The sequence below is a fragment of the Acinetobacter chinensis genome, assembly GCF_002165375.2.
In the GTDB taxonomy this organism is placed as follows: Bacteria; Pseudomonadota; Gammaproteobacteria; order Pseudomonadales; family Moraxellaceae; genus Acinetobacter; species Acinetobacter chinensis.
Genome location: NZ_CP032134.1, coordinates 101,934 through 128,261, shown reverse-complemented (window position 1 = coordinate 128,261; position 26,328 = coordinate 101,934). Strand labels below are relative to the sequence as shown.

Genomic DNA, 26,328 nt, shown 5'->3' with positions numbered 1-26,328 from the left:
TTTCCATGGTCAGACAAAATAGTTATTAACTACACAAAATAGTTGTTAACTGAGACATTAAAGTTATTAATTTAACAAAATAGTTGTTAACTATAAAAAGCCCAGATATACTGAATAAAAAGTATACTGGGCTTTTTAATGGCTAAACCTCAGAATAGCTTAACCGAAATACAGATTGCTAAACGAATCAAAGAAGGACGTGGTCAAGGTTCAGGTTCGACCTATAAGCCTTGGTTACGGATTCATGAAGTTCCATCTCAAGGTCTATCTCATCGTATTTATTCATTTAAAACTAGACGTACTCATCATCTGCTATCCAACCTAGAGCTTGGCGTCTTTCTAACTTTAGACTGGATGGGTCATGTCCAAGATATCCGCGAGCAATACCCTCTACAACGAGATGAAACCATTGAGATTGCTTCTAATAATGGCATTAAACATCCTAATATTCGTGGCATCAATCAGGTAATGACTTCGGACTTTTTAGTAGATAGCACATCCCATAAACAATTTGTTATTCAGGTCAAACCTTTATCCGAACTCAAAAATCCTAGAACTATTGAGAAACTAGAAATCGAAAGGCGTTATTGGGCGAGTAAGGAAATTCCTTGGTACATCATTACAGAAAAAGAGCTGAATCCAACTGTACTTGATAATATCAAATGGCTTTATTCATCTCAGACAGATATGCACGATTATGACCAACTGCTTAATGCCTTGAGTAATTTTGAATTTTTCTGCCAACAACACCTACAAATGAAACTATCTGATGTCTGTAAATCTATTGATCGAGAATATCAACAAGACCCTGGTCAATCCTTGGCTGACCTAAAACAACTTATGGCCCATCGCCTAATCAAATTTGATATTACCCAGAAATTCAAAGAATTAAGAGTAAAAGATATCAAATTCTATCAACATCAACTTGTAGAAGGATTCCTCAATGTGGCAAATCAATGAGGTTCTTAAATTTGATGATCAACTTTACCGTATTCTTTTTATTGATTTTGGAGATATATTCTGGATTCAGATCAATAAAAAGAATGCTTTACCTGAAGTAGTGAGAGAAGAAGCTCTTTCTGAATACTTAGATAATGAACGCTTAACACGCGCTAAAGACCCTTTTGTCAATTTGATTTTAGAAGAACCGGCTTTAGACTCTGTTGCCTTTATCAAAAGAGACAAGGCTTTCAATCTTATAAGAGAAATTATCCAAGAACCGAACCACTATGAACCATCAATTCGGGCAACTTTAATTCATAAAATTGAGTCTTCTGGTTTGGTGTCTAAACCAACGATTTATAAATATCTGCGAAAATATTGGCAAAGAGGACAAATTCCCAACGCACTATTGCCAGATTATAAAAATAGTGGTGCCCCCGGTAAAACTCGGACAGAAATTAACACCAAGAAAAATGGACGTAAACGTCAATTTGGTGATGGTGAAGGTTGTCAAATTACCCTTGAAATAGAAAGACTATTTAGATTGACGATCTCTAAATATCTACTCGTAAATAGTCCACTCAAAACAACAGAAGCTTTTCAAAAGTTCCAAAGCTTATATGAACAGTACTACCCCAAAGAAGATAGCAAGAATTATCCAACTTTAAGACAATTCCGGTATTTTTATCATCGAGAATACACAAAACCCCAACTTATCGAAGCTCAAACAAATTCTACTGATTTTAAAAAAGATAAGCGTCCATTATCTGCAACAAGCACTTCAAGTGTACTTGGACCTGGTAGCCGTTATGAAATTGATGCAACGATTGCTGATATTTATTTAGTTGCAGATGATGATCGTACAAAGATTATAGGTAGACCGACCTTTTATAGCATAAGTGATGTTTTCAGCCGCATGATCACTGGTTTTTATGTCGGTGTTGATAACCCTTCATATGCAATTGCTATGCAAACTGTGTCCGTTGCCTGTAGTAGTAAAGTTATTCTTTGCAAAGAGTTTGATATCGAAATATCTGAAGATGAGTGGCCGACTATTGGTTTACCAAGTGCAATTCTTGCTGACCGAGCAGAAATGTTGAGTGAACAAGCTGAAACTCTGACCAACGGCTATAATGTTCGTTTGGAAACAGCTCCACCAAGACGAGGAGATGCCAAAGCAGTTGTTGAAAGCTGCTTTCGTACCATTCAAGCTGAATTTAAACCCTATGCTCCTGGTATTGTTCAAGGTCATCGGATTAAGAAACATGGCGAATCTGATTATAGACTTGAAGCAGCACTTACCTTAAAAGAATTCACTCAAATTATTATTCAGGCGATTCTATTTCGTAACAATCATCATGTTCTCGAAAAATATGATCGAGATGAGGACATCCCTGAAGATATCCCTTCTATTCCACTACACCTTTGGAATTGGGGAATTCAAAACCGTATGGGCAAGCTTCGTACAGTTGATGCTGAACAATTTCGAGTTTCTTTGTTGCCACGGATCAAAGTTTCAATCTCCCCACTAGGAATCAATGCATGGGGATTGTATTACAATAGTAGTGAAATCTTACGAGAAGGCTGGTTACACCGTAGTAAGGAAATACAACGTCCTCAGAACCTAAAAGCAGCATATGATCCTCACAACACAAATAAAATCTATCTTTTCCCAAATTCTGCCAGCCAATCCTATTGGACTTGTTCCTTAAATATTCGGAGCCGTGCTTATGCCAATATGAGTTTTTGGGAGGTTTGGGACAAGCAATATCTTGAGAAATATGCGCAAGCGAATACTAAACATGCAGAAACTCCACACAGTATCGCTTTTAAAAGATCAGTTCAAGCAATCATTGATAATGCAAAAAAGCAAACACCTAAATCAACTCAATCAAACCGTGAAAGAATTAGCCAAATTCGAACCAATAAAAAGGAACAGAGGCAAAAAACTAATTTAGCTCCTTTACCAGAAAGTCAACAAATGGCTAATATTATAAAGTTTAATAAATCAGTAGATGATGATGACTATAGTCTCCCATTCTCTCCTGGACTATTCAGTGATGATGAGGAGTAAATTTTCATGCATCCATTAAAGGTTCAAGCTGTTTACCAAGATACAGGCGTCCCCGCCTATAAGGACAACCCATTCATTGAAGCTTTACCGCCTTTACTGGAAGCTTACACTCAGACACGTCATTTAAGATCTAGTTCAGATCCTTCACTTCAAGATCTCAATGCCCCACGAGTCATACGCTCACATTCAATTGCTCGTCTTAGTGATGAGTTCTTCCAACCACTTAATAACCACATCCTTTTAACAGAAAGAATCTCGTTGATGATTCGTGGAGGGTATGTCGGAAGGAATCCACGTACAGGTGATCTTCAAAAACACCTACAAAACGGATACGAGCGTATACAGAAAGGTGATCTTAAAGCTTTTAGATTTGAAAGTGTGAAATCAACAGCTCAAAGTATGGTTCTGATTGGCTGTTCTGGATATGGAAAAACGACGTCATTAATTAGAACTCTTTCAACCTATCCTCAAGTTATTTACCACCCTGATCTAAATATTGAGCAAGTCGTTTACCTAAAAATTGATTGTTCACATAATGGTTCCTTAAAAGAAATTTGTTTAAATTTCTTCCGAGCATTAGATCAAGTCCTTGATACTCAATATGAAAAGCAATATGGGCTAAAACGCTACAACATTCAGGCATTACTCACTAAAATGTCACAACTAGCGAATGCTCATGCATTAGGGCTATTGGTCATTGATGAGATCCAGCATTTAAGTCGCTCAAAATCTGGTGGTCCTCAAGAGATGTTAAATTTCTTTGTCACAATGGTAAATACTATTGGTGTACCTATCATGTTAATTGGTACACCTAAAGCCAGAGAAATTTTTGAGGCTGATTTTCGCTCAGCACGTAGAGGAGCTGGTTTTGGGGCCATTTTCTGGGAGCCATTACAAGAATATATTGATAATCAGCTTAACCCTGAATGGATAGCTTTTACAGATAAACTTTGGAAACAGCAATTACTCAACCAAAGGGATGAATTTTTATCAGATGATATTCGACATCTTTGGTATGACTTGAGCCAAGGGATTATTGATATTGTAGTGAAATTATTTGTTCTTGCTCAACTAAGGGCTATCGCAACAAATAAAGAGAGAATTACATCCAAGTTATTACAACAAATTTATAATGAAGAATTGAAACCAGTACATCCAATGCTTGATGCTTTACGATCAGGAAATATTGAAAAAATTTCACGCTATTCTGATTTAGTTATCCCTGATATGGATCGTAAAATTTATGATCTTCAACAAAAAATTAAAAGTATACCTGCTGATAAATCATCAGAAGACCTTTTTAAACAATTGATTACTGAAGATGAGCGTCGTATTTATACTATGTTCAAATATGAGTATGAACCACAACACCTGATTGAATGTATCAAGATTGCATATCAAGAGCAGCCAACAGCTCCACGCCAACAGATTATTCCAATTATTTTTAACTTATTATCTACTGATAGCTATCCATCAAGCGATATTGTTAAATTAATACCCCAAAAATCAGAATACTTAAAGCCTAATCAATGGGATACATTATCTCAAGATGATTTACGCTTTATTCATTCTCAATTTCTCACAGAAAAAGATTTACATAAATCACTTTTAGAAAAAAATTTGATTTTAGAGATAGAAAAAGTTTTATTAAAGACTGGATAATTATTGGACGTTATTTTAAGCATCCGATGACCCCACTTAAGCTTCTAAAAGACTTTTACATGAAGTAAAGATTGTTGAGTTTATTGACGTGCACACAAAATTCCATCTTCCTTAATAGGTAAGTTAATAAATTTCCCTACAATGTAGGGAAAATATTCTCACCCACTTTACTTTATAAATTTTAATCATTATTTTTTAGAGCAAAATTAATCATGCACGATTTCAATCTGAATTAATTCAGATTGAAATCAATTATTTGTATTTTTACTTTATCCTAAAAATTATTACACTAGATTAAAATCAAAACTATTAAATTAATATCGTTTATACTTTTAATAAATAGTAGTTCTGCTACAATCTAACGATCTTACTTGGATAATTGAGACCATCTAAGTGATCATGGTTTTAGGAAGATTGCTCGCATTCTCAGCAATTTTGTTACAGATTGCTGTTTTTATACAGCCTTTACTTCCAGAGAAATATCAAATTTCTCCTGTCTGTGACACTATTGTCCATGCACTTCAATTAGATACTTCTCACCATGAGCATAGATCAGAACATTCTTCGCATACTCACTCTGATCAAGATTTGAGTTTAGCTAATTATGATACTGAAAAGCTAAATCATGAACATCCCAAACAAAAAACTTCATCTAGCCATCATCACGATGCAAATCATCAATGTCAGTACTGTGTAGTTTACGCACATGTCGTTCCACTACCAGACATGGGTGTTAAAGAAGTAGTCGTGAGAATTCAAGTTCGGTTATTAGCTTTTAAAGAAGCTTTCTTTCATATCTTCTTTCTTTTAAAACAATTATTTCTGATCCCTCAAGGTCGAGCACCTCCTGTCTCTTTTGCTGTGTAAATTTATTGGCAATTCCTTATTGTTTTGAAATTTAATTAGTTGAAGAGACTAATCGCTATGTTTTTACTTTTAAAAAATGCACGTATCTGTGTAGGCACACTCATATCAGAGCATATGCAATCTAGAGCATGCTTCGGATGTGGAGAGTTGCTATGACCTTAGGTTTTACGGCACTTGAGTTAGCACGTATTCAGTTTGCATTCACGGTGTCATTTCATATTATTTTCCCTGCGATTTCTATTGGGCTGGCAAGTTTTCTTGCTGTTTTGGAATGGCGATGGCTTAGAACAAACGACTCTATTTATCATGATTTATTCAAATTCTGGGTGAAAGTATTTGCATTGTCATTCGGCATGGGTGTCGTTTCTGGTGTCGTAATGAGCTATCAGTTTGGAACAAACTGGAGTGAATTTTCTCGATTTGCAGGAGGCATTACAGGCCCCTTACTAAGTTATGAAGTTCTAAGTGCCTTCTTCTTAGAGGCTGGATTTTTAGGCATCATGCTTTTTGGATGGGGTCGAGTCGGCAAAAAAGCACACTTTTTTGCCACATTGATGGTCGCCATCGGTACATGTATTTCAATGTTCTGGATTTTGTCTTCAAACAGTTGGATGCAGACACCTCAAGGCTTCACCATTGAAAATGGAATTGTAGTACCTCAAGATTGGTTTGCTATTGTTTTTAACCCGTCCTTTATCTATCGCTTATTCCATATGGCACTTGCAGCCTTTTTAGTGGCAGCTCTTCTTGTTGCTGCTACTGCTGCTTGGCACTTACTCAAAGGCCGTAGAGATGCATTAGTCAAAACATCATTTTCTATGGCACTTTGGTTAATCCTCATTTTAGCTCCCCTCCAAGTTTTTATAGGTGATGCCCATGGTTTAAATACCCTAAAACATCAACCAGCCAAACTTGCTGCTATGGAAGGCCATTGGGAAACGAACCATGATCATGGGATGCCCTTATATTTATTTGGTATTCCTGATATGCAAGAAGAACGCACGAAATATGCGATTGCAATTCCACATTTAGGAAGCTTAATTCTGACCCACTCCATGAATGGGACGGTGAAAGGATTAAAAGACTTTGCGCCTGAAGATCGCCCAAATTCAACAATAGTATTTTGGAGTTTCCGTATCATGGTTGGGCTAGGTATGCTTATGCTCTTCCTTGCAGTCACTGCCCTATGGCTCAGAAAAAAAGGCAGCCTCTATGAGAGTAAGTGGTTTCATCGCTTTGCAATCCTGATGGGCCCTTCAGGCTTCATCGCCTTACTCGCAGGTTGGTTCACCACAGAAGTAGGACGTCAGCCATGGATTATCTATGGCGTTATGAGGACAAAAGATGCCCTTTCTCCTGTTTCGGCGGAACAAGTTGGATTAACTCTGATTATTTTTGTGATCGTGTATTTCATTGTCTTTGGTGTGGGCATTTATTACATGCTCAAACTCATGCATAAAGGACCAGAGTTTTTAAATAACGCACCAGAAGAAATTGGAGGCGTTGGCCATTTCAAAACACCAATGCGACCTCTGAGTGCCATTGATGAAAAAATTGATGATCAGGATCAAGGAGCATCTTTATGATTGATTTATCTTTAATCTGGATTGTCATTATTGCAGTTGGTGTTTTTATTTACGTTGTACTTGATGGCTTTGATTTAGGTATCGGGATTTTATTCCCTTTTATTAAAAACCAGCAAGAACGTGATGTCATGATGAACACCGTTGCCCCCGTTTGGGATGGTAATGAGACATGGATGGTTTTAGGTGGTGCTGGTCTTTTTGCGGCTTTCCCTATTGTCTATTCAGCGGTTCTGTCAGCCTTATATTTACCTATCATCTTGATGGTAATAGCTTTGATTTTTAGAGGCGTGGCTTTTGAGTTTCGTTTCAAAGCTACTCGAACAAAGTACATTTGGGATAATGCATTTATTTGGGGCTCTATTGTTGCCAGTTTCTTACAAGGTGTAATCTTAGGAGCTTATATTCAGGGTATTGATATTGTTGATAATCGTTACGCTGGTGGTGGCTTTGACTGGTTAACACCTTTTTCATTATTTACAGGTTTGGGTGTTGTAGTCGTTTATGCAGCATTGGGATGTGGTTGGCTCATCATGAAGACTGATGACGTACTACAAAAGCATATGTATAAATTAATGCCCAAGCTTTTGATTAGCTTATTGGTTATTTTCATTGCTGTCAGTATCTATACGCCAATCGCACATCCACAAATTGCTGAGCGCTGGTTTAATCCCACTCAATTGATTTATTTTAGCCCAGTCCCTTTGCTTGTTCTAGTTTGTACCGTTTTAGCGGTACGCTCATGTATTAAGCAAAACCAAGCTATGCCCTTTTTATATACCTTAGGACTCGTATTTCTGGCTTACACAGGATTCTGTATAAGTATTTTTCCTTACATTATCCCACCTTCAATTACCATTTGGGATGCTGCTGCACCTGCCAATAGCCAACTATTTGCACTGATTGGCGCACTGATCTTAATTCCAATCATACTTGTCTATACCGCCCTATCATACTGGGTATTCAGAGATAAAGTTCGTGTTGGGGATGAAGGTTATCATTAAAGGAATTTCTAATGAAATTATCTAAATTCCAATGGTTCATCTTGTTATGGCTAGTCGGTTTCTTAAGTTTATTGGTGATTGCCATGAGCTTTAGATTCTTACTTCAACTTGCTTATTAGGTTCTTAGAAAGAAGAGGATATTTATGCATCTACTTCAACAGCACCATGTAAATTTTAATCATGATTTCCCATATATCGTTAATTTAACATTGGCTCAGGAAATTATAAGAGCACGTAAAAAAATGAATATTTCTCAACAACAGCTGGCCTCAAAACTTGGCATATCCCCAAGAACGCTGGAAAGTTGGGAAAGAGGTGTTCGTCATCCATCAAGTTCAGCACAGGCTTTAATCAAACTGTTTATTAAGTCACCTCAGTTTGTATTGGAAAATCTTTCCTGAAGAGCCTGAGCCATATTTTGAGTGATTTAAAAATCATTAAGGACCGATACGAACCTGCAAAAAGATAACCGTATCGGTTTGGGGAAATTTTCATGTTTATTGTGATTACATCTCAGAACCGGCGTCATATTACGCCCCATGCGGGAAAATGTCGGAAATTCTGGAAATATGAATTAAAAGATGGAAAAGTGACTGACAAACAACTTATTGAAGTTGAAAAGGAGCAATCCTTTTCCCAGTCTGGAAAGGTACTCGAAAAACTGCTGCCTATGGATATATTCGTAACTACGGGAATGGGCGATCGATTACGAGAAAAACTCAGAAATATTGGTGTTCATGTCATGGTAACGGCAGAAATTGAACCAGAACAATTTATCTGCAGTTTAATTTCAGCCAAATAAAATTCTGGATTGAAGCTGTAATTTATCATGAACAAAATAAGAAAACCCTGCATCTGCAGGGTTTTCTTATTTAATTTATTATTGTGAAGTATAAGAACCATCAACAGTATATTGACTGCCGGTCACAAATGAAGCTTCATCAGACAATAGAAAAGCCACTACTTGAGCAACTTCTTCTGGTTTACCCAATCGGCCAACTGGATGAAGTTTCACTAATTCTGATTCCTCAAACTCTCCAATTAATGGGGTTTGGATATAACCAGGGTGAACTGAATTAATGCGTATACCTTGATCAGCATACTCCAATGATGCAGTCTTTGTCAGACCAGTCACACCATGTTTCGCCGCAACATATCCTGAAATGTTCTTTGTCCCGACTAAACCTAAGATTGATGCGGTGTTAACAATCGCTCCACCACCTGACTTAAGTATTGCTGGAATCTGATAATGCAGCCCATAGAAAACAGCATTCAAATTAATATCGATGACTCTACGCCAAGCCTCTATACTCAACTCAGCAATCGGATTGACGTCACCTAAGATACCCGCATTATTAAAGGCTAAATGAAGAGCCCCAAAGCTTTCCACGGCAAACTCAACAGCTTGCTTCATTTCCTCAGGATGAGATGTATCTGTTTTATTCGCAACAGCATGACCGCCAGCAGTCATAATTTCAGCTGCAACTTTCTCAGCTGCATCAAGATTAATATCTGAAACAACAACTTTTGCCCCTTGCTTAGCAAGAAGCAATGCTGTGCTTCGCCCAATACCCGAACCCGCACCTGTAACTAAAGCCACTTTATTATTAAAACGTGTTGACATCATAAACCTCTCTTTTTTATAAAATGAACATGTGAGCCATGCTCGTGCTTGAACCGTTTTACGCTCTATTTCTTCACTTGAATTGCAAATTGAACTACATGACATTTTCCGTTATGTAACTTGCCTTCATGACGTTCCTGCTCACCCACATAAAAATGATAAAGATGATCATTTTTAAATACCGAAAGAAACGACATTGGATCGTACAAATAGTTAATATCTTTCGGACCACCGGTTTGATAATCAATCTGCTCTTTAGAATAAAGCTCTCCAATAAACCAGCCATTGTTTGTCAATGCTTGACGAATCCCAGTGAGAACATTGAATTGAGTATTTTCGTCAAAATGCCCATACACACACATCACATTTTGATAACACTCTCTTGGCCATTCGACATCATTAAGATCAATATTTCTCAGTGTGAAGTCAAAACCAGCTTGTTGGGCTTTTGCAGATAAGTGCTGCAAAGCAACTTTTGAGTAATCCCATATTTCTGCCGAAAATGAATCATTTTGCTGTTTCGCTTTATCAGCCAGATAAAGGATATTCCTCCCCTCACCCTCTGCTATAGCAAGAGTTTTTCCCACAACTGGAACCTGATCTGCTATCTGTTGAATAAAATGATTGGGCGAAATGCCGTACAGATCCTGTGTTTGCGAATAAAGATTATCCCAATGCTGATTCATATCGTTTCCCAATGATTGAAAAAATTAAGCTGTAAACTCTTTAAATGCTTCCAATGCATTAGCGGCATACATCAATGAAGGCCCGCCTCCCATATACACTGCAACCCCAAGCACTTCTTCCAACTCTTGTAATGTCATCCCCATTTTGACTAGAGTTCTGACATGAAAACCGATACAGCCATCACATCGTGCTGCAACACCAATCGCTAAGGCAATCAGTTCTTTGGTTTTAGGATCAATAACACCATCTCGCATTGCAACTTGTGACAATTGATTAAAACTTTTCATTAAATCAGGAGAATCCTGCGCTAATGTCTTTAAACTGCCTGAAATATTTTGAGTTAATTCTTTGTACTTCATGATTTTCTCACTTGAATGTCCATAAACTTAAGTTAGACTTAAAATAGAAATCTGGTTATTTCTCTACTGGATAACCCTGCTCTAGCCATGCTTGGAATCCCCCCTGAACAGATTTCACCTGAGTAAATCCCATATTCTGTAAAGTATCTGTAGCCAGAGCTGATCGGCCACCCGTCCCACAAATCAAATAAATCGGCTGATCTTTAAGATGTTCTAGTGCTTGCAAGGTATCGCAATGATGGCTCGCCACAGGATGCTGGTGAATTCTCATTTCTAAAACACCACGAGGATAATTCACGGCTCGGTCTATCGCTGCCGCCTGAAATTCATCTGGTTCCCGAACATCAATCAGAATGGTTTTATGGTTTTTCATAGCTTCAAGTAAGTCTGCGACCGTCACTTCTTGAATTCGGTTTTTTGCCATTGAAATTAATTGTTCTGCTGTTTTCATTACTCTTTACCTCTTCCGATCTTTAGAAATCTGGTCTCTGATTAAATATTCATGTCTTTAAAATGCAGTTTTTAAATTTGGCTCTAATCTCTTGCTTGTATTAAGTTATGATGACTGTAGAAATTAAATAAAATGCTACGCTTATGACAGTTATGGCAAAAACCTTTTGGATTTGACTATTCTTAACTAAAGGCATCAAACTTCGACCAATCAACATCCCAGCCATGCAAGCTAAAACGAAAGTCAGCGTGACCGAAACGGGGTATTGAAAACCATCTAAAATATGAGCTGAAATGCTGACACCACCTATCAGGAAAATAATCATCAACGAGGTCGCAACAATACTGCGCATATCAAGATCAGTTACTTTACTCAGTGCTGGAACAATCACGAATCCCCCACCTACCCCAAGCAAACCAGTCAATAAACCTGCCACGACACCAATGGCGCCGAGAGACAATGCAGTTTTCATGTTCCAAATCAGACGACCAGTTGTTTGGTTAACTTTACACAGCACCCCTGTATGGTCATTCACTTTTTTAAAAAAAATCCGGTAAGCAACCACGAGCATGACTAAACTGAATGCCAAGGTAAGCCATACAGGAGAAATTATTCCTCCCAGATGCACACCATAACGTGCTGAAGGAATGCTGATCAGTGCAATCCAAAGCGCAGCGCGATAGCGTACTATTTTCTTAAATAAGCCTTCAAATGTTCCAACCAAGGCAGATAAAGTGACTGCAAGCAAGCCAACAGGTGCAGCTTGTGCGACCGTCCATCCTTGACTTGCCATCAGTGCGGGTACAGCCAGAATGCCACCACCGGCACCTGTTAACCCTAGCAAACCACCGATGACTAAACCTTCAAGTATTAGCATCCACATCACTACTGTCACCCCCTCTTACCAAACCAATTAAACAAAACTTGTTGTTTAATCTTAAAATTTGCCTATTTGAAGTAATTAAGCGGAAGCTTTAAATAAGAAACACCATTCTCTTCTGGTTCAGGGAATTGTCCTGCTTTCATGTTGATCTGTATCGAAGGTAAAATCAGTTTGGGCATACTTAAACCTGCATCACGCTTATTTCGCATTTCGACAAAATCATCTTTGGTCGTGCTATCGTGAATATGGATGTTCTGATTTTTTTGAGTCTGAATATCCGTTTCACACATATAGGTATCGCGCTTTTCAGGCAAATAATCATGACAAAGAAATACGCGTGTTTTCTCAGGCAATTGATATAAGCTTTGTACTGAATCAAAAAGAATTGATGCGCTTCCTCTTGGGAAATCACAGCGTGCCGTACCATAATCCGGCATAAACAAGGTATCACCCACAAACACGGCATCACCGATGACATAACTCAAGCAGGCTGGCGTATGTCCAGGAGTAGGGATGTTATATGCTTCGATTGAACCAATTAGGAATTGCTCATGATCATCAAACAAATAATCAAATAATTGTTGGGTATTCCACTGTTTGATATCCAAATGATAAATCGCAGCAAAGATCTCTTGTACCACAGCAATCCTCTGACTCATGGCGATTTTTCCGCCTAATTCGGTTTTGAGATATTGTGCAGCAGTTAAATGATCGGCATGAACATGGGTTTCTAAAATCCACCCGACTGTTAAACCCTGTGCTTTGATATAGGTAATAATCTGATCGGCATGTGTGGTAAAAGTTGTGGCTGATGCAGCATCATAGTCCAGCACACTGTCAATAATTGCACATGAATTGGTAGCTGGATCACTCACCACGTAACTGAAAGTGTTCGTATCTTCATGAAAAAAATCTTTTACAACAGGGAAGTTTGACATGATTAAGCTCCTGTCCACTTACGGTGAAGCAAGACGCCTGCAAGCATCGCGACAATAAAATACAGAACCTGATAATGCCCAAGACCAATCAAGGTAAAACTGGGTGCAGGACATATCCCGGCAATCCCCCAACCAATACCAAATAAAAGACTGCCCGAGATCAATTTAGGATCAATTTTATGATTGCCTGGTAATTCAATTGGTTCATTTAATACGGTTTTGGGTGCTTTACTTCGTACTGCTTTTTGAAAAGGAATAATTGCAACCATAATCGCTCCAATCATTACGAAAGCCAGACTCGCATCCCAATCACCGAACAAATCTAAGAAGTTTAAAACTTTTTCTGGATTGGACATCCCTGAAAGGATCAAACCTATAGAAAATAAACCGCCGAAAATGAAAGCAAGAAAATTCTTCATTTAGAAAGCTCCTGTGACATGGCGAATCATGTAAACCGTAACAAATCCAGCGAACATAAAACTCATGGTGGCTAGAATAGAACGTTTAGATAAGCGACTGATCCCACAAATGCCATGACCGCTGGTACAGCCTGAACCTAAGCGTGTCCCAAAACCCACCAATAGCCCAGCAATGATCATCATCAACGGACTGGCATTCAATTCAATTTCTGGCTGAACAAATCGCCCATAAATGAAGGGGATAATGACCAAACCTGACATAAACCAAATAGCAGGTGTCTTAAATATCGTTTGAGGGTTTAGAATTTGTGCAACTAATCCACTAATTCCAGCAATACGACCATGTACATATAGGTAGCCAACTACAGCGGCACCTAGCAATAATCCACCGATAAAGGAAATCAAATAGTCAGACATACAATTCAAATCATGACAAACAATATACTTATTAATATTATATAATTAAATAATATACAAGTATTACTTTATTTTTTTGTATAATAATAAAATGATTTTTAGGATACGCTTATGAAAACCAATGAATTACAAATGAAAATAGATCTTTCAAAAGTCGATCTTGTCACTGACTGCCTAAAGGTCTTATCGAATCCTGATCGTCTTAAAATTTTATGTGTCTTAATTGATGGTGAGCTGAATGTTCAACAAATTGAAAAAAACGCTCAGGTATACCAACCAACATTGTCACAACAACTAACGATACTCAGAAAAAGTAAAATGGTATCAACACGCCGCGAAGGCAAACAAATCTTTTATCAATTTAGTGATATGAGAATATTACAAATCATGCAGACCCTATACGGCTTATATTGTATGAATAACATGGACTCGGACTAGAAATGTTAACTCCCTAAAAATATTTCACATTTGGAATAACAGACTCTTCTGCTCACTTTTCAAGCAAAAAAAGTCTGTTACTTTTTTTCAAATCAATTATCTGACGATTGCTCTAAGTTCTCCCACTCAGGAAATGGATTAACCATAAGCTTCCACTGCTCAGGTCCTCCGGCCATTTCCACATCCGTCAGTAAACATTGGTCAAACTGTTGGATTAAACCCTGTTCATCCATATCCATTCCAATCATTACAATTTCCTGTCGTGCATCCCCAGTACGTTCATCCCAATTTCTGATGATTTCATCACGGCTTTGCTGATCCTCTGGCCAATGCTCGTCAGGAACCGTTGCCCACCAATAGCCGGCAACACCATGTCTAGCCATTGCACCCGCTTGTGACCAAGAAGCAGCAAACTCAGGGTTTGAAGCCAACCAAAAATAGCCTTTCGAACGAACCACACCTTTCCATTCGGAATTGATGAAATCATAAAAGCGTTGTGGATGAAATGGACGTCTTGCGCGATACACAAAACTTTTAATCCCATATTCTTCTGTTTCAGGTGTGTGTTCACCACGCAATTCTTTCAACCAACCTGGAGCTTGAGATGCTTCGTTAAAATCAAAAAGCCCCGTATTTAAAACTTTATCTAAATTGACTTTACCAAATTCAGAAATTTCAATTTTTGCTCGTGGATTAAGTTTATTTAGAATTGCAAATAAACGTTGTTTATCATCCTCATTGATCAGATCTACTTTATTTAAGATGATGACATCACAAAACTCAATCTGATCAATCAACAGGTCAACCACAGTACGCTCATCTTGTTCACCCAATGACTCTCCGCGTTGTTGCAAACTATCATACGAGCTGTAATCTTTTAAAAAATTAAAGGCATCTACAACCGTCACCATGGTATCAAGTCGTGCAAACTCATTCAGTGATACACCATTTTCATCTTCAAAAGTAAAAGTTTCTGCTACGGGTAATGGCTCAGAAATTCCCGTCGACTCAATGACTAATTGATCAAAACGATACTCTTGAGCAAGGCGACGAACTTCTACCAGTAAATCTTCCCGCAAAGTACAGCAGATACAGCCATTACTCATTTCTACTAGTTTTTCATCAGTACGGGAAAGTTCTGCACCACCATCTCGTACTAAAGCAGCATCAATATTTACCTCCGACATATCATTAACAATGACCGCGATACGACGACCTTCGCGGTTATTTAAAATATGATTGAGTAACGTCGTCTTACCTGCACCGAGGAATCCCGACAGCACAGTTACAGGTAATTTGGCTGGAGTGGCTAAAGAATTATCCATTGGCTTTCTCACTTATCTTAATAAAAGGCTTGTTACGTTTGGAAAAACATAAAGCACATTGACCTAATAGTTCTAAACAATGATGCTTAGGGCTAAAATCCTGATGAACAAGTGACTGTTCAACTACTTGAGTAAACTGAGGTGAATCAATAACTTGAACTGTCTGACAATCTGTACAAATTGTGATGAGTAAGTAATTTTGTTTATTTTTCAATTCATACGCTAAATATTTATTCAATGTATCAAGTCTAAGTATTAAGCCATAGCCTGACAGTTTTTTTAAAATACGGTAAATTTGTACTGGAGATTGCAAGCCGTAAGGTTTTACCTTTTCTAATAAAGCATAAGCACTTATTGCTTTCTGCTCATTTTGCAAAATTGTTAATACCCTTTGCTGTATCGCACTCAGTTTTAATTCACTCATCTACATTTCCTTTATCATTTCGATTAGACAAAAGCTGAGTGATACAGGGAGATGAGGTACTTCTATGATCCGGTCCCCATGTGCGATATCCAGCACTATCAATATGAATTTGACCAGAAGCATAGACTCCGAGTCCCATATTCAAGCGATCACCATTTTTGACCCAAAATTGACACAAATTTATTTTTGTTTGCTGAATCGTTATAAGTTCTTCTGGTATTGGCTGTTCTGGACCAATCCTAAAATCGAGTGCAGCATTAAAAACATGTCTGGAAGAATCTGCTCCTTTCGCACAGCGATTTAGGGCAGAGTTACGGTAAACAGAAGTGACTGTAAAATCATCAATCACATTGTCATTAATTAATTCCTTCAAAATATTTAAAGTCGGTACGATATTGTTCCAAATTTCTTGCGGTGGAATTTCATATTCAGATGCATGGCAGTTTTGCCAATCTCGCGCTGTTTGAAATAGTTCAAATTCAGGCACTACATTCTGCAAGTCTTGATTTTTTAAAAAAGATTGATAACGATGAACTTGATTTTTATTAAAAGGTTGAGATAACCAGTTCTGATAAGAAGCAGGTGTAATTTTCTGAAGTGTTGGACGAGACTGCACAGATTTATGTTTGAATGTGTCATCTTCTTCCGAAGAGTAGGGTTGCGAAACCAAATGCCGTATTGGTTTTTGACTACATGCGATAAGACAAAAAAGTACCCCGAAAATTAAAAAATGTTTCATTACTCATTTATACCCTAATATCACAGCTCTCAATCTTATTGAGATTGCCTCAATATTTGTTATGTTATAACATAACAAATATATTTAAAAGCTGTTCTTCTTAACTTAAGTAGGCGGAATGAGATTTTATTTAATAATTTTTTGCAATTTATAGAGGGTTAATAAGGAAAAATAATGTCTGATTTGTATGTTTATAACGCTGAAACTCGCTCAAAAGAGCACTTTGAGCCCATCGTAGCAAACGAGATCAAGCTCTATGTCTGTGGAATCACCGTTTATGACTACTGTCATATTGGACATGCCAGAACAATGATTGCATTTGATTTAATTGTGCGTTTTTTAAGATCACAGGGCTGGAAAGTAAAATACATTCGTAATATTACGGATATCGATGACAAGATTATTCAAAAAGCACAAGACAACCACGAATCCATCGGCGAATTGACGGATCGCTTTATTCAAGCAATGCATAAAGATTTTCAGACTTTAGGCTGCCTCTCTCCTGATGCAGAACCTAAAGCAACTGATTCTATTCAATATATTCAAACTATTATCCAAACCTTATTCCAAAAAAAATACGCCTATCAAACATCAAATGGTGATATTTATTTTTCCATTGAAAGCTATCCTGACTATGGACGATTATCTGGCCGAAAATTAGCAGATATGCAAGCAGGCGCTAGCCAACGCATCAACATAGAAACTGAAAAGCGTCACCCTTTTGATTTTGTACTCTGGAAAGCTTCAAAACCCAATGAACCTTTTTGGCAATCGCCTTGGGGAAATGGGCGACCAGGTTGGCATATTGAATGTTCGGCAATGTCAATGTGTCATCTTGGCAACCATTTTGATATTCATGGCGGTGGGGGTGATTTAATTTTCCCACATCATGAAAATGAAATTGCGCAGAGTGAAGCTGCAACTGGAGAAAAATATGTGAATTACTGGTTGCATACAGGCTTCATCAATGTCAATGGAGAAAAAATGTCGAAATCATTAGGTAATTTTCTCACCATCCGCGATGCATTCAAGTCTTATCATCCTGAAGTCATTCGCTTATTAATGATTAGTTCTCATTATCGGAGTCCTATTGATTTCTCTGATCATATTTTAAAAGATACACAAAAAGTATTGTCTCGATTCTATCAAGCAATTTACCACGCACAACCCTTTATCACATCAAAAGATGATGCTATTAAAATAGAACTAAACAGTAATCCTTTTATACAAAAATTTAACCAAGCCATGAATGATGACTTTAACACCCCTGAAGCACTCGTCATTTGTTTTGACTTATTGAAGCAGTTAAACATAGCCTTAAAAGAAGAGAACCAAGAAAACGTTATTAAGAATTATCAGTTACTTCTTTGGATCGGCAATATTCTAAATATTTTTCAGTATGATCCTGAGAAAATATTAAAGCACTCAGCTAGTGAACAAGATTCACCCCTTTCCGAGCAGGAAATCCAAGAAGCGATTCTGGCAAGAAATACAGCACGAAGCAATAAACAATATGCTTTAGCAGATCAAATTCGACAGAAATTGCTTAAAAGTGGCATCCTTTTAGAAGATACCCAGACACAAACAATTTGGAGACTCAATCAATAATGAATGATGTTTACTTATTAAGATTCATCCTTCCCACCTTTATCAAATACGGATTACATATATGGCAATTAGCAATCAAGACCTGAGAAAAGCAGGACTAAAAGTCACTCTTCCGCGAATAAAAATTTTAGAAATATTGGAAAACTCAATTCCTCACCATCTGAGTGCCGAGGATATTTATAAAAAACTATTGGAGCAAGATGAGGATGTTGGACTGGCAACGGTCTATAGAGTCTTAACTCAATTTGAAATGGCAGGTATTATTCAACGCCATAACTTTGATCACAATCATGCTGTATTTGAGATAAAGCAAAATACTTCGCACGATCATCTTGTCTGTCAAGAAACAAACCAAATCATTGAGTTTAAGAATGAAGAAATTGAAAAATTGCTTCTAGATATTGCAACAACGCATGATTTTCAACTCACAGGACATTCTCTGATCTTATTTGGATATTGTAGAAATTCAACTCAGTAAAATAAAAATCGACTATTTATAAGTTCTTATCACAAGCATACTAGAAATAACACCTGTTAAATGTTATGTTATAACATAACATTTAACACTTACTTTCAATTATGAATGCCTTGCAGCTCCCAGATGTCTCATCTGAACCTTTTCTGAATATGCATGCCTATAGTCTCGATTGGGTCGGAATGGAGAATATCGCCTTACCTATTCAAATTCAAAATACACTGTGCGCAAGTAAAGTGAATGCCTATGTCAGCTTAGATGATCCTCAGGCTAAAGGTATTCATATGTCTAGACTGTATACTCGACTGCTGGAACTCCATGCCTTACCTGACCTAACTTTAAGTAAAATTTATCAAGCGCTTCAAGATTTTTTAGCGAGCCATACTGAGCTCTCTCAACAAGCCCGCCTTGATATTCAAGCGGAGTTTAATTTAGAACAACCTGCTTTAGTCAGCGCACTATCGGGCTGGAAAAGTTATCCATTTAGCTTATCCTGTAAGTTAAGTGAGCATACTTTTGAAGCAGAATTAGCAATAGAAATCACCTATTCCTCAACCTGTCCTTGTTCTGCTGCTTTAGCACGTGACCTCATTCAAAAAAGCTTTCAAGATGCCATTGATACAAAAAAAATAAATCCACAAAACACCGATGAAATTATGGCGTGGTTAGGTACAACAGATGCGATTGTAGCAACTCCACACAGCCAAAGAAGTTTTGCTCAGCTACGTTTTAAATTAGATCCTTGTTTACCGTCCATTCCAATTCGGCAATTCATTTCACATGCAGAACAAGCCTTGACAACACCTGTTCAGACAGCTGTCAAACGCGTAGATGAGCAAGCATTCGCATTAGCAAATGGTCAAAATTTAATGTTCTGTGAAGATGCTTTACGCCGCTTATACCACGCATTTGTCAACTACTCAGGTATTTCAGGATTTAACTTCAAAGTCATCCATGCTGAAAGTTTACATGCTCACGATGCAGTCGCTCAGGGATCATGGCAATGGTAGGTTCAACAGCTTTTCTAGACATTGAACACGGAAAGATGGGGCAATGTTATGAACTGAAAAGCATTATTGATGCTATTCCCTGGAACAAGGATGGACTAATCACTGCCATTGCCCAAGATGGACAAAGTAAAGATGTCTTAATGCTTGCTTGGATTAACCGTGATGCACTACTTGAAACCCTAAATACAAGACAGGTTTGCTATTGGTCTCGCTCGCGGAAGTGCTTATGGCGAAAAGGCGAAAGTTCAGGACATCGTCAAAAACTCATTGAAGCCAGACTTGATTGTGACGGTGACAGCATCCTTTTTTTGGTCGAGCAAACTGGACCAGCCTGCCACACTAATCGTCCCAATTGTTTTTATCTTGGACTAAACACACAACACGCCACAATTTTAACTCAGCCCATTTAGCTAATTTATATAACATTGAAGGCACTACGATGATTCGTAAAAATCCAACTGGTCACCTCCCTGTCATAGATCAATCTGCTTATATTGATCAAACCGCAATTATTTGTGGAAAAGTCATTATTGAAGCGAACGTATTTGTCGGTCCTTATGCAGTGATCCGTGCAGATGAAGTGGATGAAAATGGTGATATGCAACCCATCATCATTGGTGAAAATTCAAATATTCAAGATGGTGTTGTCATTCACTCAAAAGCAGGTGCACAAGTCACGATTGGAAAAAACTCATCCATCGCCCATCGTTCGATTATTCATGGTCCATGTGTGGTTGGTAACCGCGTATTTGTCGGCTTTAACAGTGTCTTATTCAACTGTAAAGTCGGTGATCATAGTGCCATCCGTCATAATGCAGTTGTCGATGGTCGCGATTTGCCTGAATCATTTTATGTCCCTGCGATGAGCTATATCAATGCCCGAACCGACTTAAGCCAGTACCCACCGATCGATATTTCTATCAGTGAATTTTCTGAAAGTGTGGTGAGCACCAATATTGAGTTAGTACAAGGTTATAAGGCATTACAAAATGAATTTTAGACAACTCCCAAATCTCATCATACGTAATGCGAATATGGTTAATGAGGGGCAACAACAAATCGGTGATGTCCTTATTCAGCAAGGCCGTATTCGTAAAATACAATCTAATATAACGGGTATCCACAATGCCAAGAGCATCGAGGCTGATGGTGCATGGTTACTCCCAGGCATGATTGATGATCAAGTCCACTTCCGCGACCCAGGCTCACCACAAAAAGGGAGTTTTGCCTCAGAATCTTTGGCAGCTGCGATTGGTGGAATTACCAGCTTTATGGATATGCCGAATACCAATCCTGCTACATTGGACTTAACTGCACTACACGATAAAAAAGCAATTGCAGCTCAACATAGCATAGCCAATTATGCATTTCACTTTGGGGTAAGTGCACAAAATTTAGATATTGTTGAAGCACTTGATCCTAAATTGGTTAGCGGCGTGAAAGTTTTTATGGGAGCATCAACGGGTAATATGTTGGTTGATGATCCAAAAATTTTAGAGCGCTTATTTGCGAATGTACCCACTATTTTATTAACACATTGTGAATCCACGCCACGGATCAAACAACTGGAAGAGTTTTATCGTGATCAATATGGCGAAGACCTTCCAGCAAACATACACCCTAAAATTAGGGATAAACAAGCCTGTTTTGAAAGCTCTCGATTAGCAGTATCACTTGCTGAAGAATTTGGTACACAACTACATGTGTTGCATCTGACAACAGCAAAAGAGCTTTGCTTATTTAAAAATTTACCATTGGATAAAAAGCATATTACTGCTGAAGTATGTATACATCACTTAACTTTTGATGAGTCTGATTATGCAGATTTAGGACATTTAATTAAATGTAATCCAGCAATAAAAACTGCCAGTGACAAGCATACCCTCATTGAAGCCGTCGCCAATAGTGAGCGTTTAGATATTATTGGCACAGACCATGCGCCGCATACTTGGCAAGAAAAACAGCAAACTTATTTTAAAGCCCCTTCAGGATTACCGCTAGTTCAGCATGCCTTACCCGCATTATTAGAATTAGTGGCAGATCAAAAACTATCAATTGAAACGCTGGTAAGAAAAACTTCTCATCAAGTTGCCGATTTATTCCGTATTAAAGATCGAGGCTATATCCGCGAAGGCTATTGGGCTGATTTAGTCCTCATCCGCGAAAATCAAAAAAAACAATCAGTAGCTGAACAGACTAATTTTATGCGTTGCGGCTGGACACCCTTCCAAGAGAAAACGTTCCGCTATCTGGTGGATACAACCATCATTTCTGGTCAACTCGCATGGCACCAACAGCAACCTTATCTTAACTGTCAGGGTCAAGCCTTAGAAATTGACCGCTAATCTGCAATAACCCAACCTGTATCTAGACGACTCTACATGAATATCCAGCTTAATTTCCTTGGTTCAACACAGCATCTTCAACTTGAGCAACCAATGTCGATTTTTGAAACCTTGTCCCATTTCAAAATTCAAGGCTATAAAAAAGCTTTTCTCGCCAAAGTTGATGCTCATTTCGTTGATTTGCATCATGTCATCCAACATGACTGTCACATCGAACTTTTCAGTCTGAACGATGACAATAATTTAAATCTACTACGACACTCCTATGCTTATTTATTGGCACAGGCTGTCCATCAGTTATACCCTGCTGCTCAACCTGTAGAATATCAAATTACCAATCAAGGTATTTATTATGATTTCGCCGATACGCCGCATTTTAATCAGGATGATTTACAACACATTGAACTGAAAATGCATGAGTGGGTACAACAACATTTAGATATTCGCACTGAAAAGATTACAGCCGATCAAGCAGCTAATTTTTTTAAACAGCAAGATTTAGATTTTAAGTATCAATACTTAAAAAATACGAGTAACTCAAGCGACTTATTTTTCCATAAAAACCGTGATTTTTCTGACGTTTACTTATATCCACTTGTTCCAAATACTGAATTTTTAGAATGTTTTAAAGTGACTCATGTTTCTGGTGCATATTGGCAAGGCGACGCTACACAACCGATGTTACAGCGGATTTATGTCACATGTTGGGCTGACCAAAAACAATTAAAAAAACATTTAAAGCAAGTTGAAGAAGCCGCAAAACGAGATCATCGTAAATTAGCACAACAACTTGATTTACTACATTTTGATGATAAAGCGCCAGGTGCCGTGTTCTGGCACGCGAAAGGATGGAAACTCTTTCAGTTATTATCAGATTATTTACGCCAGCAACAAGATGATGCGGGTTATATCGAAGTTAATACTCCCGATGTCATGGATCGTGAACTTTGGGAAATTTCAGGCCATTGGCAAAACTATCAGCAGCATATGTTTACCACCGTCACTGAAGATCAGCGAAGTTATGCACTTAAGCCTATGAGTTGTCCTGGCGCAGTTTGTCTATATGCACATGAATTAAGAAGTTATCGTGACTTACCATTACGTATGGCGGAATTTGGTAAAGTTCATCGCTATGAGCCATCTGGATCTTTACATGGATTAATGCGTGTTCGTCATTTCACCCAAGATGACGCCCATATTTTTTGTACTGATAACCAGCTTTTATCTGAATGTAAAGATACTATTGCCCTCATTTATAAAATTTATGAGCAATTTGGCTTCAATGAAATTTCGCTTAAATTATCTACAAGGCCTAATCATCGTGTCGGCACAGAAGAAATCTGGGATTTCTTAGAAAATACACTAAAACAATCTCTCGAACAGCTTAATATTCCTTATAGCTTAAATATCGGTGAAGGTGCATTTTATGGTCCTAAACTTGAATTTACGTTAAAAGATGCCATTGGTCGTGAATGGCAATGCGGAACAATTCAGGTTGATTTAAATTTACCAGAACGTTTTGATATTCATTACATTAATGAAAATAATGAAAAACAACGGCCTGTGATGTTACACCGTGCTTTATTTGGATCTCTTGAGCGCTTTATTGGTATTTTAATTGAACACTATATAGGACATTTCCCATTTTGGCTTGCACCAGTTCAAATCGTAATTTTACCGATTACAGATGCACAACATGATTATGCCAAACAAGTTCAAGAATCACTTAAACAATATGGCTTTAGAGCAACATTAGATTTAAGTCAATCAAAATTGAACTATAAAATCCGTGAACACACACTACAAAAAATACCTTATCTGATCATTGTTGGGGAGCAAGAAAAGCAACAATCATCTGTTCGAATACGTGCACAAAATGGGCAGGATTTTGGGGATATCCTGACTACAGATCTGCATGATTTCTTTATGCCTCAAGCACATTTTGTGAATTGATTACTTATGTGGCATCAAACACATAATCAGGTTAAAAATTTACAGCAGGAAAAGAAGATTTTTAACCTGAGAATCTATTTTGCAATGGTTCTAATGGGAATTTTTTTTGCTGTCTTGATCATTAGATATGGATATTTGCAACTCTATCAGCATCAACATTTTAAAACTATTTCAGAATCTAACAGAATTCGTTTACAGTCAATTCCACCTGCAAGAGGAAATATTTACGATCGTAATGGAATATTACTCGCTCATAATTATCCTATTTTTTCAATTACTGTAAATAAAGCTCAATATTCAAAAATTGACAATTTAATCAATAGGTTGAAGCCAATATTGAATTTATCAGCAGAAGATATTAGACAAATTCAAAAACGTTTTAAAGATGCACGAAAAACTGATCAAGTCACCATTAAATTCCATCTTACTGATGAAGATATCGCACGATTTAGTGAAGTTAAATATCAATTTCCTAATGTTGAAATTGCAACCCAAATGACACGAATTTATCCTTATGATGATTTATTTGCTCATTTAATTGGCTATGTGGGACGAATTAATGATAAAGATCTAAAAGTTATTGATAAAGATAAATATGCAGGTACAAACCTGATTGGTAAAATCGGCATAGAAAAATTTTATGAACAACTTTTACATGGGCAAAAGGGTCATGAATCTGTTGAAGTCGATGTACATGGGACAGTCCTAAAACATTTAGACCATCAACCTGCAATTCGTGGCAATGATCTCTATCTTTCACTTGACTTTCATTTACAGAAGTTTGCATCGAAACAACTTGCACAGAAACGTGGAGCGATTATCGCCTTGGATCCTCGTAATGGTGAAGTACTGGCAATGGTATCTAGCCCAAGTTTTAATCCGAATTTATTTGTGACGGGTATTAGCCATAAAGATTATAACAATCTCAATGAGAATCTTGATCAACCATTATATAACCGAGCATTACAGGGGACTTATCCACCAGCATCAACAATTAAACCTATGGCAGGATTGGGCGGTATTCATTATGGCTATATTGACTGGAATACCAAAATTTTTGATCCTGGCTATTTCCAAATCCCTGGTGATAGTCATAAATTTCGTGATTGGAAAAAATCTGGCCATGGTATTGTCGGTTTACATAAAGCGATCACACAGTCTAGTGATACCTATTTTTATATATTGTCTTATCAAATGGGTATCGACAATATGTACAAATGGATGACCCAGTTTGGCTTTGGTGAAAAAACAGGAATTGACTTACCTTATGAAGGTTCGGGATTATATCCATCACCCGAATGGAAAATGCAAACCCGTGGGACAAAATGGTTAATGGGTGAAACGATTTCCGTAAGTATTGGTCAAGGGGCATTTACCGCTACACCATTACAATTAGCCCTTTCGACAGCAATCGTTGCCAATTCTGGTAAGCATATTACCCCTCATTTACTTAAAGAAAGTAAAGGTTCAACACCCTACCCAATCCACCATGATACAGATGGTAAAATTCTCTTTAATGGCACCCCTAACGATTGGGTAAAAATGCATCACGCCATGATTGATGTGATTCAGTCTGGTACAGGTCAAGGTATCAAGTCGGGACTACAATATCAAATTGCAGGAAAAACAGGTACAGCCCAAGTTAAAAGTATTGCACAGGGCAAACACTACAATGAAGCCTTACTCAGTGAACGGCATTACGATCATGCTCTATTTATTGGCTTTGCTCCTGCGGATAACCCTCAAATTGTTCTTGCCATTATTTTAGAGAATGGACGCAGTGGTAGTGCTGCTGCCAAAGTTGCTCGTCCAATTTTTGATTATTGGTTGAAAGAAAGTACTCCCTAACACATATCTGAAATGTAATTTACTTATGAGCTTATAATATGACATTTATTGAAAAAACAAGCCTATGCGTTATCAATTCCAAATCCTCTTTTAAGTAAAAAATAGGGTTTTATAATCTTTTTTTAATTAAATATCAATATCTTAAAACACACGAGAGACAGTGGGATCTTACTTATCAGTACTGACCCTTGCTATAGAGGTGTTCTTGAAGTATCGCTCTAACTTTATTGTGATGGATCATAGTTTGGTAGTA

Annotated in this window: 27 protein-coding genes and 1 pseudogene; 17 read left to right on the top strand and 11 right to left on the bottom strand. The window is 37.6% G+C overall.

Features of this window, described 5'->3' with window-relative positions; all coding sequences use genetic code 11:
* Positions 1-138: 138 nt before the first annotated feature.
* The 8 genes from CDG60_RS01335 to CDG60_RS01300 all read left to right on the top strand — a co-directional run bounded on the left by CDG60_RS01335 (position 139) and on the right by CDG60_RS01300 (position 8,934).
* Positions 139-960, top strand: coding sequence for a TnsA endonuclease N-terminal domain-containing protein (locus CDG60_RS01335; RefSeq protein ID WP_087512979.1), 822 nt, complete (start codon positions 139-141; stop codon positions 958-960).
* Positions 944-3,016 carry a TnsB C-terminal domain-containing protein gene (locus CDG60_RS01330; RefSeq protein WP_087512978.1) on the top strand — a complete coding sequence of 691 codons (2,073 nt, stop codon included), beginning with the start codon at positions 944-946 and terminating at the stop codon, positions 3,014-3,016. The genes CDG60_RS01335 and CDG60_RS01330 overlap by 17 nt, the downstream gene beginning before the upstream one ends.
* A gap of 6 nt (positions 3,017-3,022) precedes the next feature.
* A complete protein-coding gene (locus CDG60_RS01325; RefSeq protein WP_087512977.1) occupies positions 3,023-4,678 on the top strand; it encodes an AAA family ATPase in 1,656 nt (551 codons plus the stop codon).
* Positions 4,679-5,077: 399 nt separating this feature from the next.
* Positions 5,078-5,545 carry a DUF2946 domain-containing protein gene (locus tag CDG60_RS01320; RefSeq protein WP_087512976.1) on the top strand — a complete coding sequence of 156 codons (468 nt, stop codon included), beginning with the start codon at positions 5,078-5,080 and terminating at the stop codon, positions 5,543-5,545.
* A 152-nt stretch (positions 5,546-5,697) separates the two neighbouring features.
* The gene (locus tag CDG60_RS01315) at positions 5,698-7,131 is read left to right on the top strand and encodes a cytochrome ubiquinol oxidase subunit I (protein WP_087513010.1); all 1,434 of its coding nucleotides are present in this window, start codon (positions 5,698-5,700) and stop codon (positions 7,129-7,131) included.
* Positions 7,128-8,132, top strand: a complete 1,005-nt coding sequence (cydB, locus tag CDG60_RS01310) for a cytochrome d ubiquinol oxidase subunit II (protein WP_087512975.1) — start codon at positions 7,128-7,130, stop codon at positions 8,130-8,132. The genes CDG60_RS01315 and cydB overlap by 4 nt, the downstream gene beginning before the upstream one ends.
* A 143-nt stretch (positions 8,133-8,275) precedes the next feature.
* Positions 8,276-8,533, top strand: coding sequence for a type II toxin-antitoxin system RelB family anti-toxin transcriptional regulator (gene relB, locus CDG60_RS01305; RefSeq protein ID WP_078192112.1), 258 nt, complete (start codon positions 8,276-8,278; stop codon positions 8,531-8,533).
* A gap of 92 nt (positions 8,534-8,625) precedes the next feature.
* The gene (locus tag CDG60_RS01300; RefSeq protein WP_087512974.1) at positions 8,626-8,934 is read left to right on the top strand and encodes a NifB/NifX family molybdenum-iron cluster-binding protein; all 309 of its coding nucleotides are present in this window, start codon (positions 8,626-8,628) and stop codon (positions 8,932-8,934) included.
* 78 nt (positions 8,935-9,012) lie between these two features.
* Here CDG60_RS01300 and CDG60_RS01295 read toward each other — a convergent pair whose 3' ends face one another.
* From CDG60_RS01295 to CDG60_RS01260, 8 genes are all read right to left on the bottom strand, one after another.
* Positions 9,013-9,759: an SDR family NAD(P)-dependent oxidoreductase gene (locus CDG60_RS01295; RefSeq protein ID WP_228212294.1), complete on the bottom strand. Its 747-nt coding sequence runs from the start codon at positions 9,757-9,759 to the stop codon at positions 9,013-9,015.
* Between the two features lie 62 nt (positions 9,760-9,821).
* A complete protein-coding gene (locus CDG60_RS01290) occupies positions 9,822-10,442 on the bottom strand; it encodes a methyltransferase domain-containing protein (protein WP_087512973.1) in 621 nt (206 codons plus the stop codon).
* A gap of 24 nt (positions 10,443-10,466) precedes the next feature.
* Positions 10,467-10,802, bottom strand: coding sequence for a carboxymuconolactone decarboxylase family protein (locus tag CDG60_RS01285; protein WP_004988488.1), 336 nt, complete (start codon positions 10,800-10,802; stop codon positions 10,467-10,469).
* A 55-nt stretch (positions 10,803-10,857) separates the two neighbouring features.
* A complete protein-coding gene (locus CDG60_RS01280) occupies positions 10,858-11,253 on the bottom strand; it encodes a rhodanese-like domain-containing protein (RefSeq protein WP_004859470.1) in 396 nt (131 codons plus the stop codon).
* Positions 11,254-11,353: 100 nt separating this feature from the next.
* Positions 11,354-12,136, bottom strand: coding sequence for a sulfite exporter TauE/SafE family protein (locus CDG60_RS01275; RefSeq protein WP_087512972.1), 783 nt, complete (start codon positions 12,134-12,136; stop codon positions 11,354-11,356).
* Positions 12,137-12,201: 65 nt separating this feature from the next.
* Positions 12,202-13,074, bottom strand: coding sequence for an MBL fold metallo-hydrolase (locus tag CDG60_RS01270; RefSeq protein ID WP_087512971.1), 873 nt, complete (start codon positions 13,072-13,074; stop codon positions 12,202-12,204).
* Positions 13,075-13,076: 2 nt separating this feature from the next.
* Positions 13,077-13,493, bottom strand: coding sequence for a YeeE/YedE family protein (locus CDG60_RS01265; RefSeq protein WP_087512970.1), 417 nt, complete (start codon positions 13,491-13,493; stop codon positions 13,077-13,079).
* Positions 13,494-13,910 carry a YeeE/YedE family protein gene (locus CDG60_RS01260; RefSeq protein ID WP_087512969.1) on the bottom strand — a complete coding sequence of 139 codons (417 nt, stop codon included), beginning with the start codon at positions 13,908-13,910 and terminating at the stop codon, positions 13,494-13,496.
* 111 nt (positions 13,911-14,021) lie between these two features.
* Here CDG60_RS01260 and CDG60_RS01255 point away from each other — a divergent pair, with 111 nt between their 5' ends.
* Complete coding sequence (locus CDG60_RS01255; protein WP_087512968.1) at positions 14,022-14,348, top strand: ArsR/SmtB family transcription factor; 327 nt, start codon at positions 14,022-14,024, stop codon at positions 14,346-14,348.
* Between the two features lie 92 nt (positions 14,349-14,440).
* Here CDG60_RS01255 and zigA read toward each other — a convergent pair whose 3' ends face one another.
* From zigA to CDG60_RS01240, 3 genes are read right to left on the bottom strand one after another with little or no spacing between them, the layout of a single operon-like run.
* On the bottom strand, positions 14,441-15,673 hold the full coding sequence (gene zigA, locus CDG60_RS01250) for a zinc metallochaperone GTPase ZigA (RefSeq protein ID WP_087512967.1): 1,233 nt from the start codon (positions 15,671-15,673) through the stop codon (positions 14,441-14,443).
* Positions 15,666-16,097, bottom strand: a complete 432-nt coding sequence (locus CDG60_RS01245) for a Fur family transcriptional regulator (protein WP_087512966.1) — start codon at positions 16,095-16,097, stop codon at positions 15,666-15,668. The genes zigA and CDG60_RS01245 overlap by 8 nt, the downstream gene beginning before the upstream one ends.
* Positions 16,090-16,836 carry a D-Ala-D-Ala carboxypeptidase family metallohydrolase gene (locus CDG60_RS01240; protein WP_087512965.1) on the bottom strand — a complete coding sequence of 249 codons (747 nt, stop codon included), beginning with the start codon at positions 16,834-16,836 and terminating at the stop codon, positions 16,090-16,092. The genes CDG60_RS01245 and CDG60_RS01240 overlap by 8 nt, the downstream gene beginning before the upstream one ends.
* A 174-nt stretch (positions 16,837-17,010) precedes the next feature.
* Here CDG60_RS01240 and cysS point away from each other — a divergent pair, with 174 nt between their 5' ends.
* The 8 genes and pseudogenes from cysS to mrdA form a co-directional block, all read left to right on the top strand.
* Positions 17,011-18,444 carry a cysteine--tRNA ligase gene (gene cysS / locus CDG60_RS01235; RefSeq protein WP_078192123.1) on the top strand — a complete coding sequence of 478 codons (1,434 nt, stop codon included), beginning with the start codon at positions 17,011-17,013 and terminating at the stop codon, positions 18,442-18,444.
* 61 nt (positions 18,445-18,505) lie between these two features.
* Positions 18,506-18,922 (top strand): ferric iron uptake transcriptional regulator, encoded by a 417-nt coding sequence (gene fur / locus CDG60_RS01230; RefSeq protein ID WP_087512964.1) that lies wholly within the window; start codon positions 18,506-18,508, stop codon positions 18,920-18,922.
* A 101-nt stretch (positions 18,923-19,023) separates the two neighbouring features.
* A complete protein-coding gene (gene folE2, locus CDG60_RS01225) occupies positions 19,024-19,929 on the top strand; it encodes a GTP cyclohydrolase FolE2 (protein ID WP_087512963.1) in 906 nt (301 codons plus the stop codon).
* Positions 19,923-20,339, top strand: a complete 417-nt coding sequence (gene hisI / locus CDG60_RS01220; protein ID WP_078192126.1) for a phosphoribosyl-AMP cyclohydrolase — start codon at positions 19,923-19,925, stop codon at positions 20,337-20,339. Before folE2 ends, hisI begins: the two co-directional genes overlap by 7 nt.
* 29 nt (positions 20,340-20,368) lie before the next feature.
* Positions 20,369-20,929 (top strand): gamma carbonic anhydrase family protein, encoded by a 561-nt coding sequence (locus CDG60_RS01215; RefSeq protein ID WP_078192127.1) that lies wholly within the window; start codon positions 20,369-20,371, stop codon positions 20,927-20,929.
* A complete protein-coding gene (locus CDG60_RS01210; RefSeq protein ID WP_087512962.1) occupies positions 20,919-22,274 on the top strand; it encodes a dihydroorotase in 1,356 nt (451 codons plus the stop codon). The genes CDG60_RS01215 and CDG60_RS01210 overlap by 11 nt, the downstream gene beginning before the upstream one ends.
* A 36-nt stretch (positions 22,275-22,310) precedes the next feature.
* Positions 22,311-24,227: a threonine--tRNA ligase gene (thrS, locus tag CDG60_RS01205; protein ID WP_087512961.1), complete on the top strand. Its 1,917-nt coding sequence runs from the start codon at positions 22,311-22,313 to the stop codon at positions 24,225-24,227.
* 6 nt (positions 24,228-24,233) lie between these two features.
* Positions 24,234-26,057 (top strand): annotated as a pseudogene (gene mrdA / locus CDG60_RS01200) (penicillin-binding protein 2); the annotation flags it as partial.
* Positions 26,058-26,328: the final 271 nt, after the last annotated feature.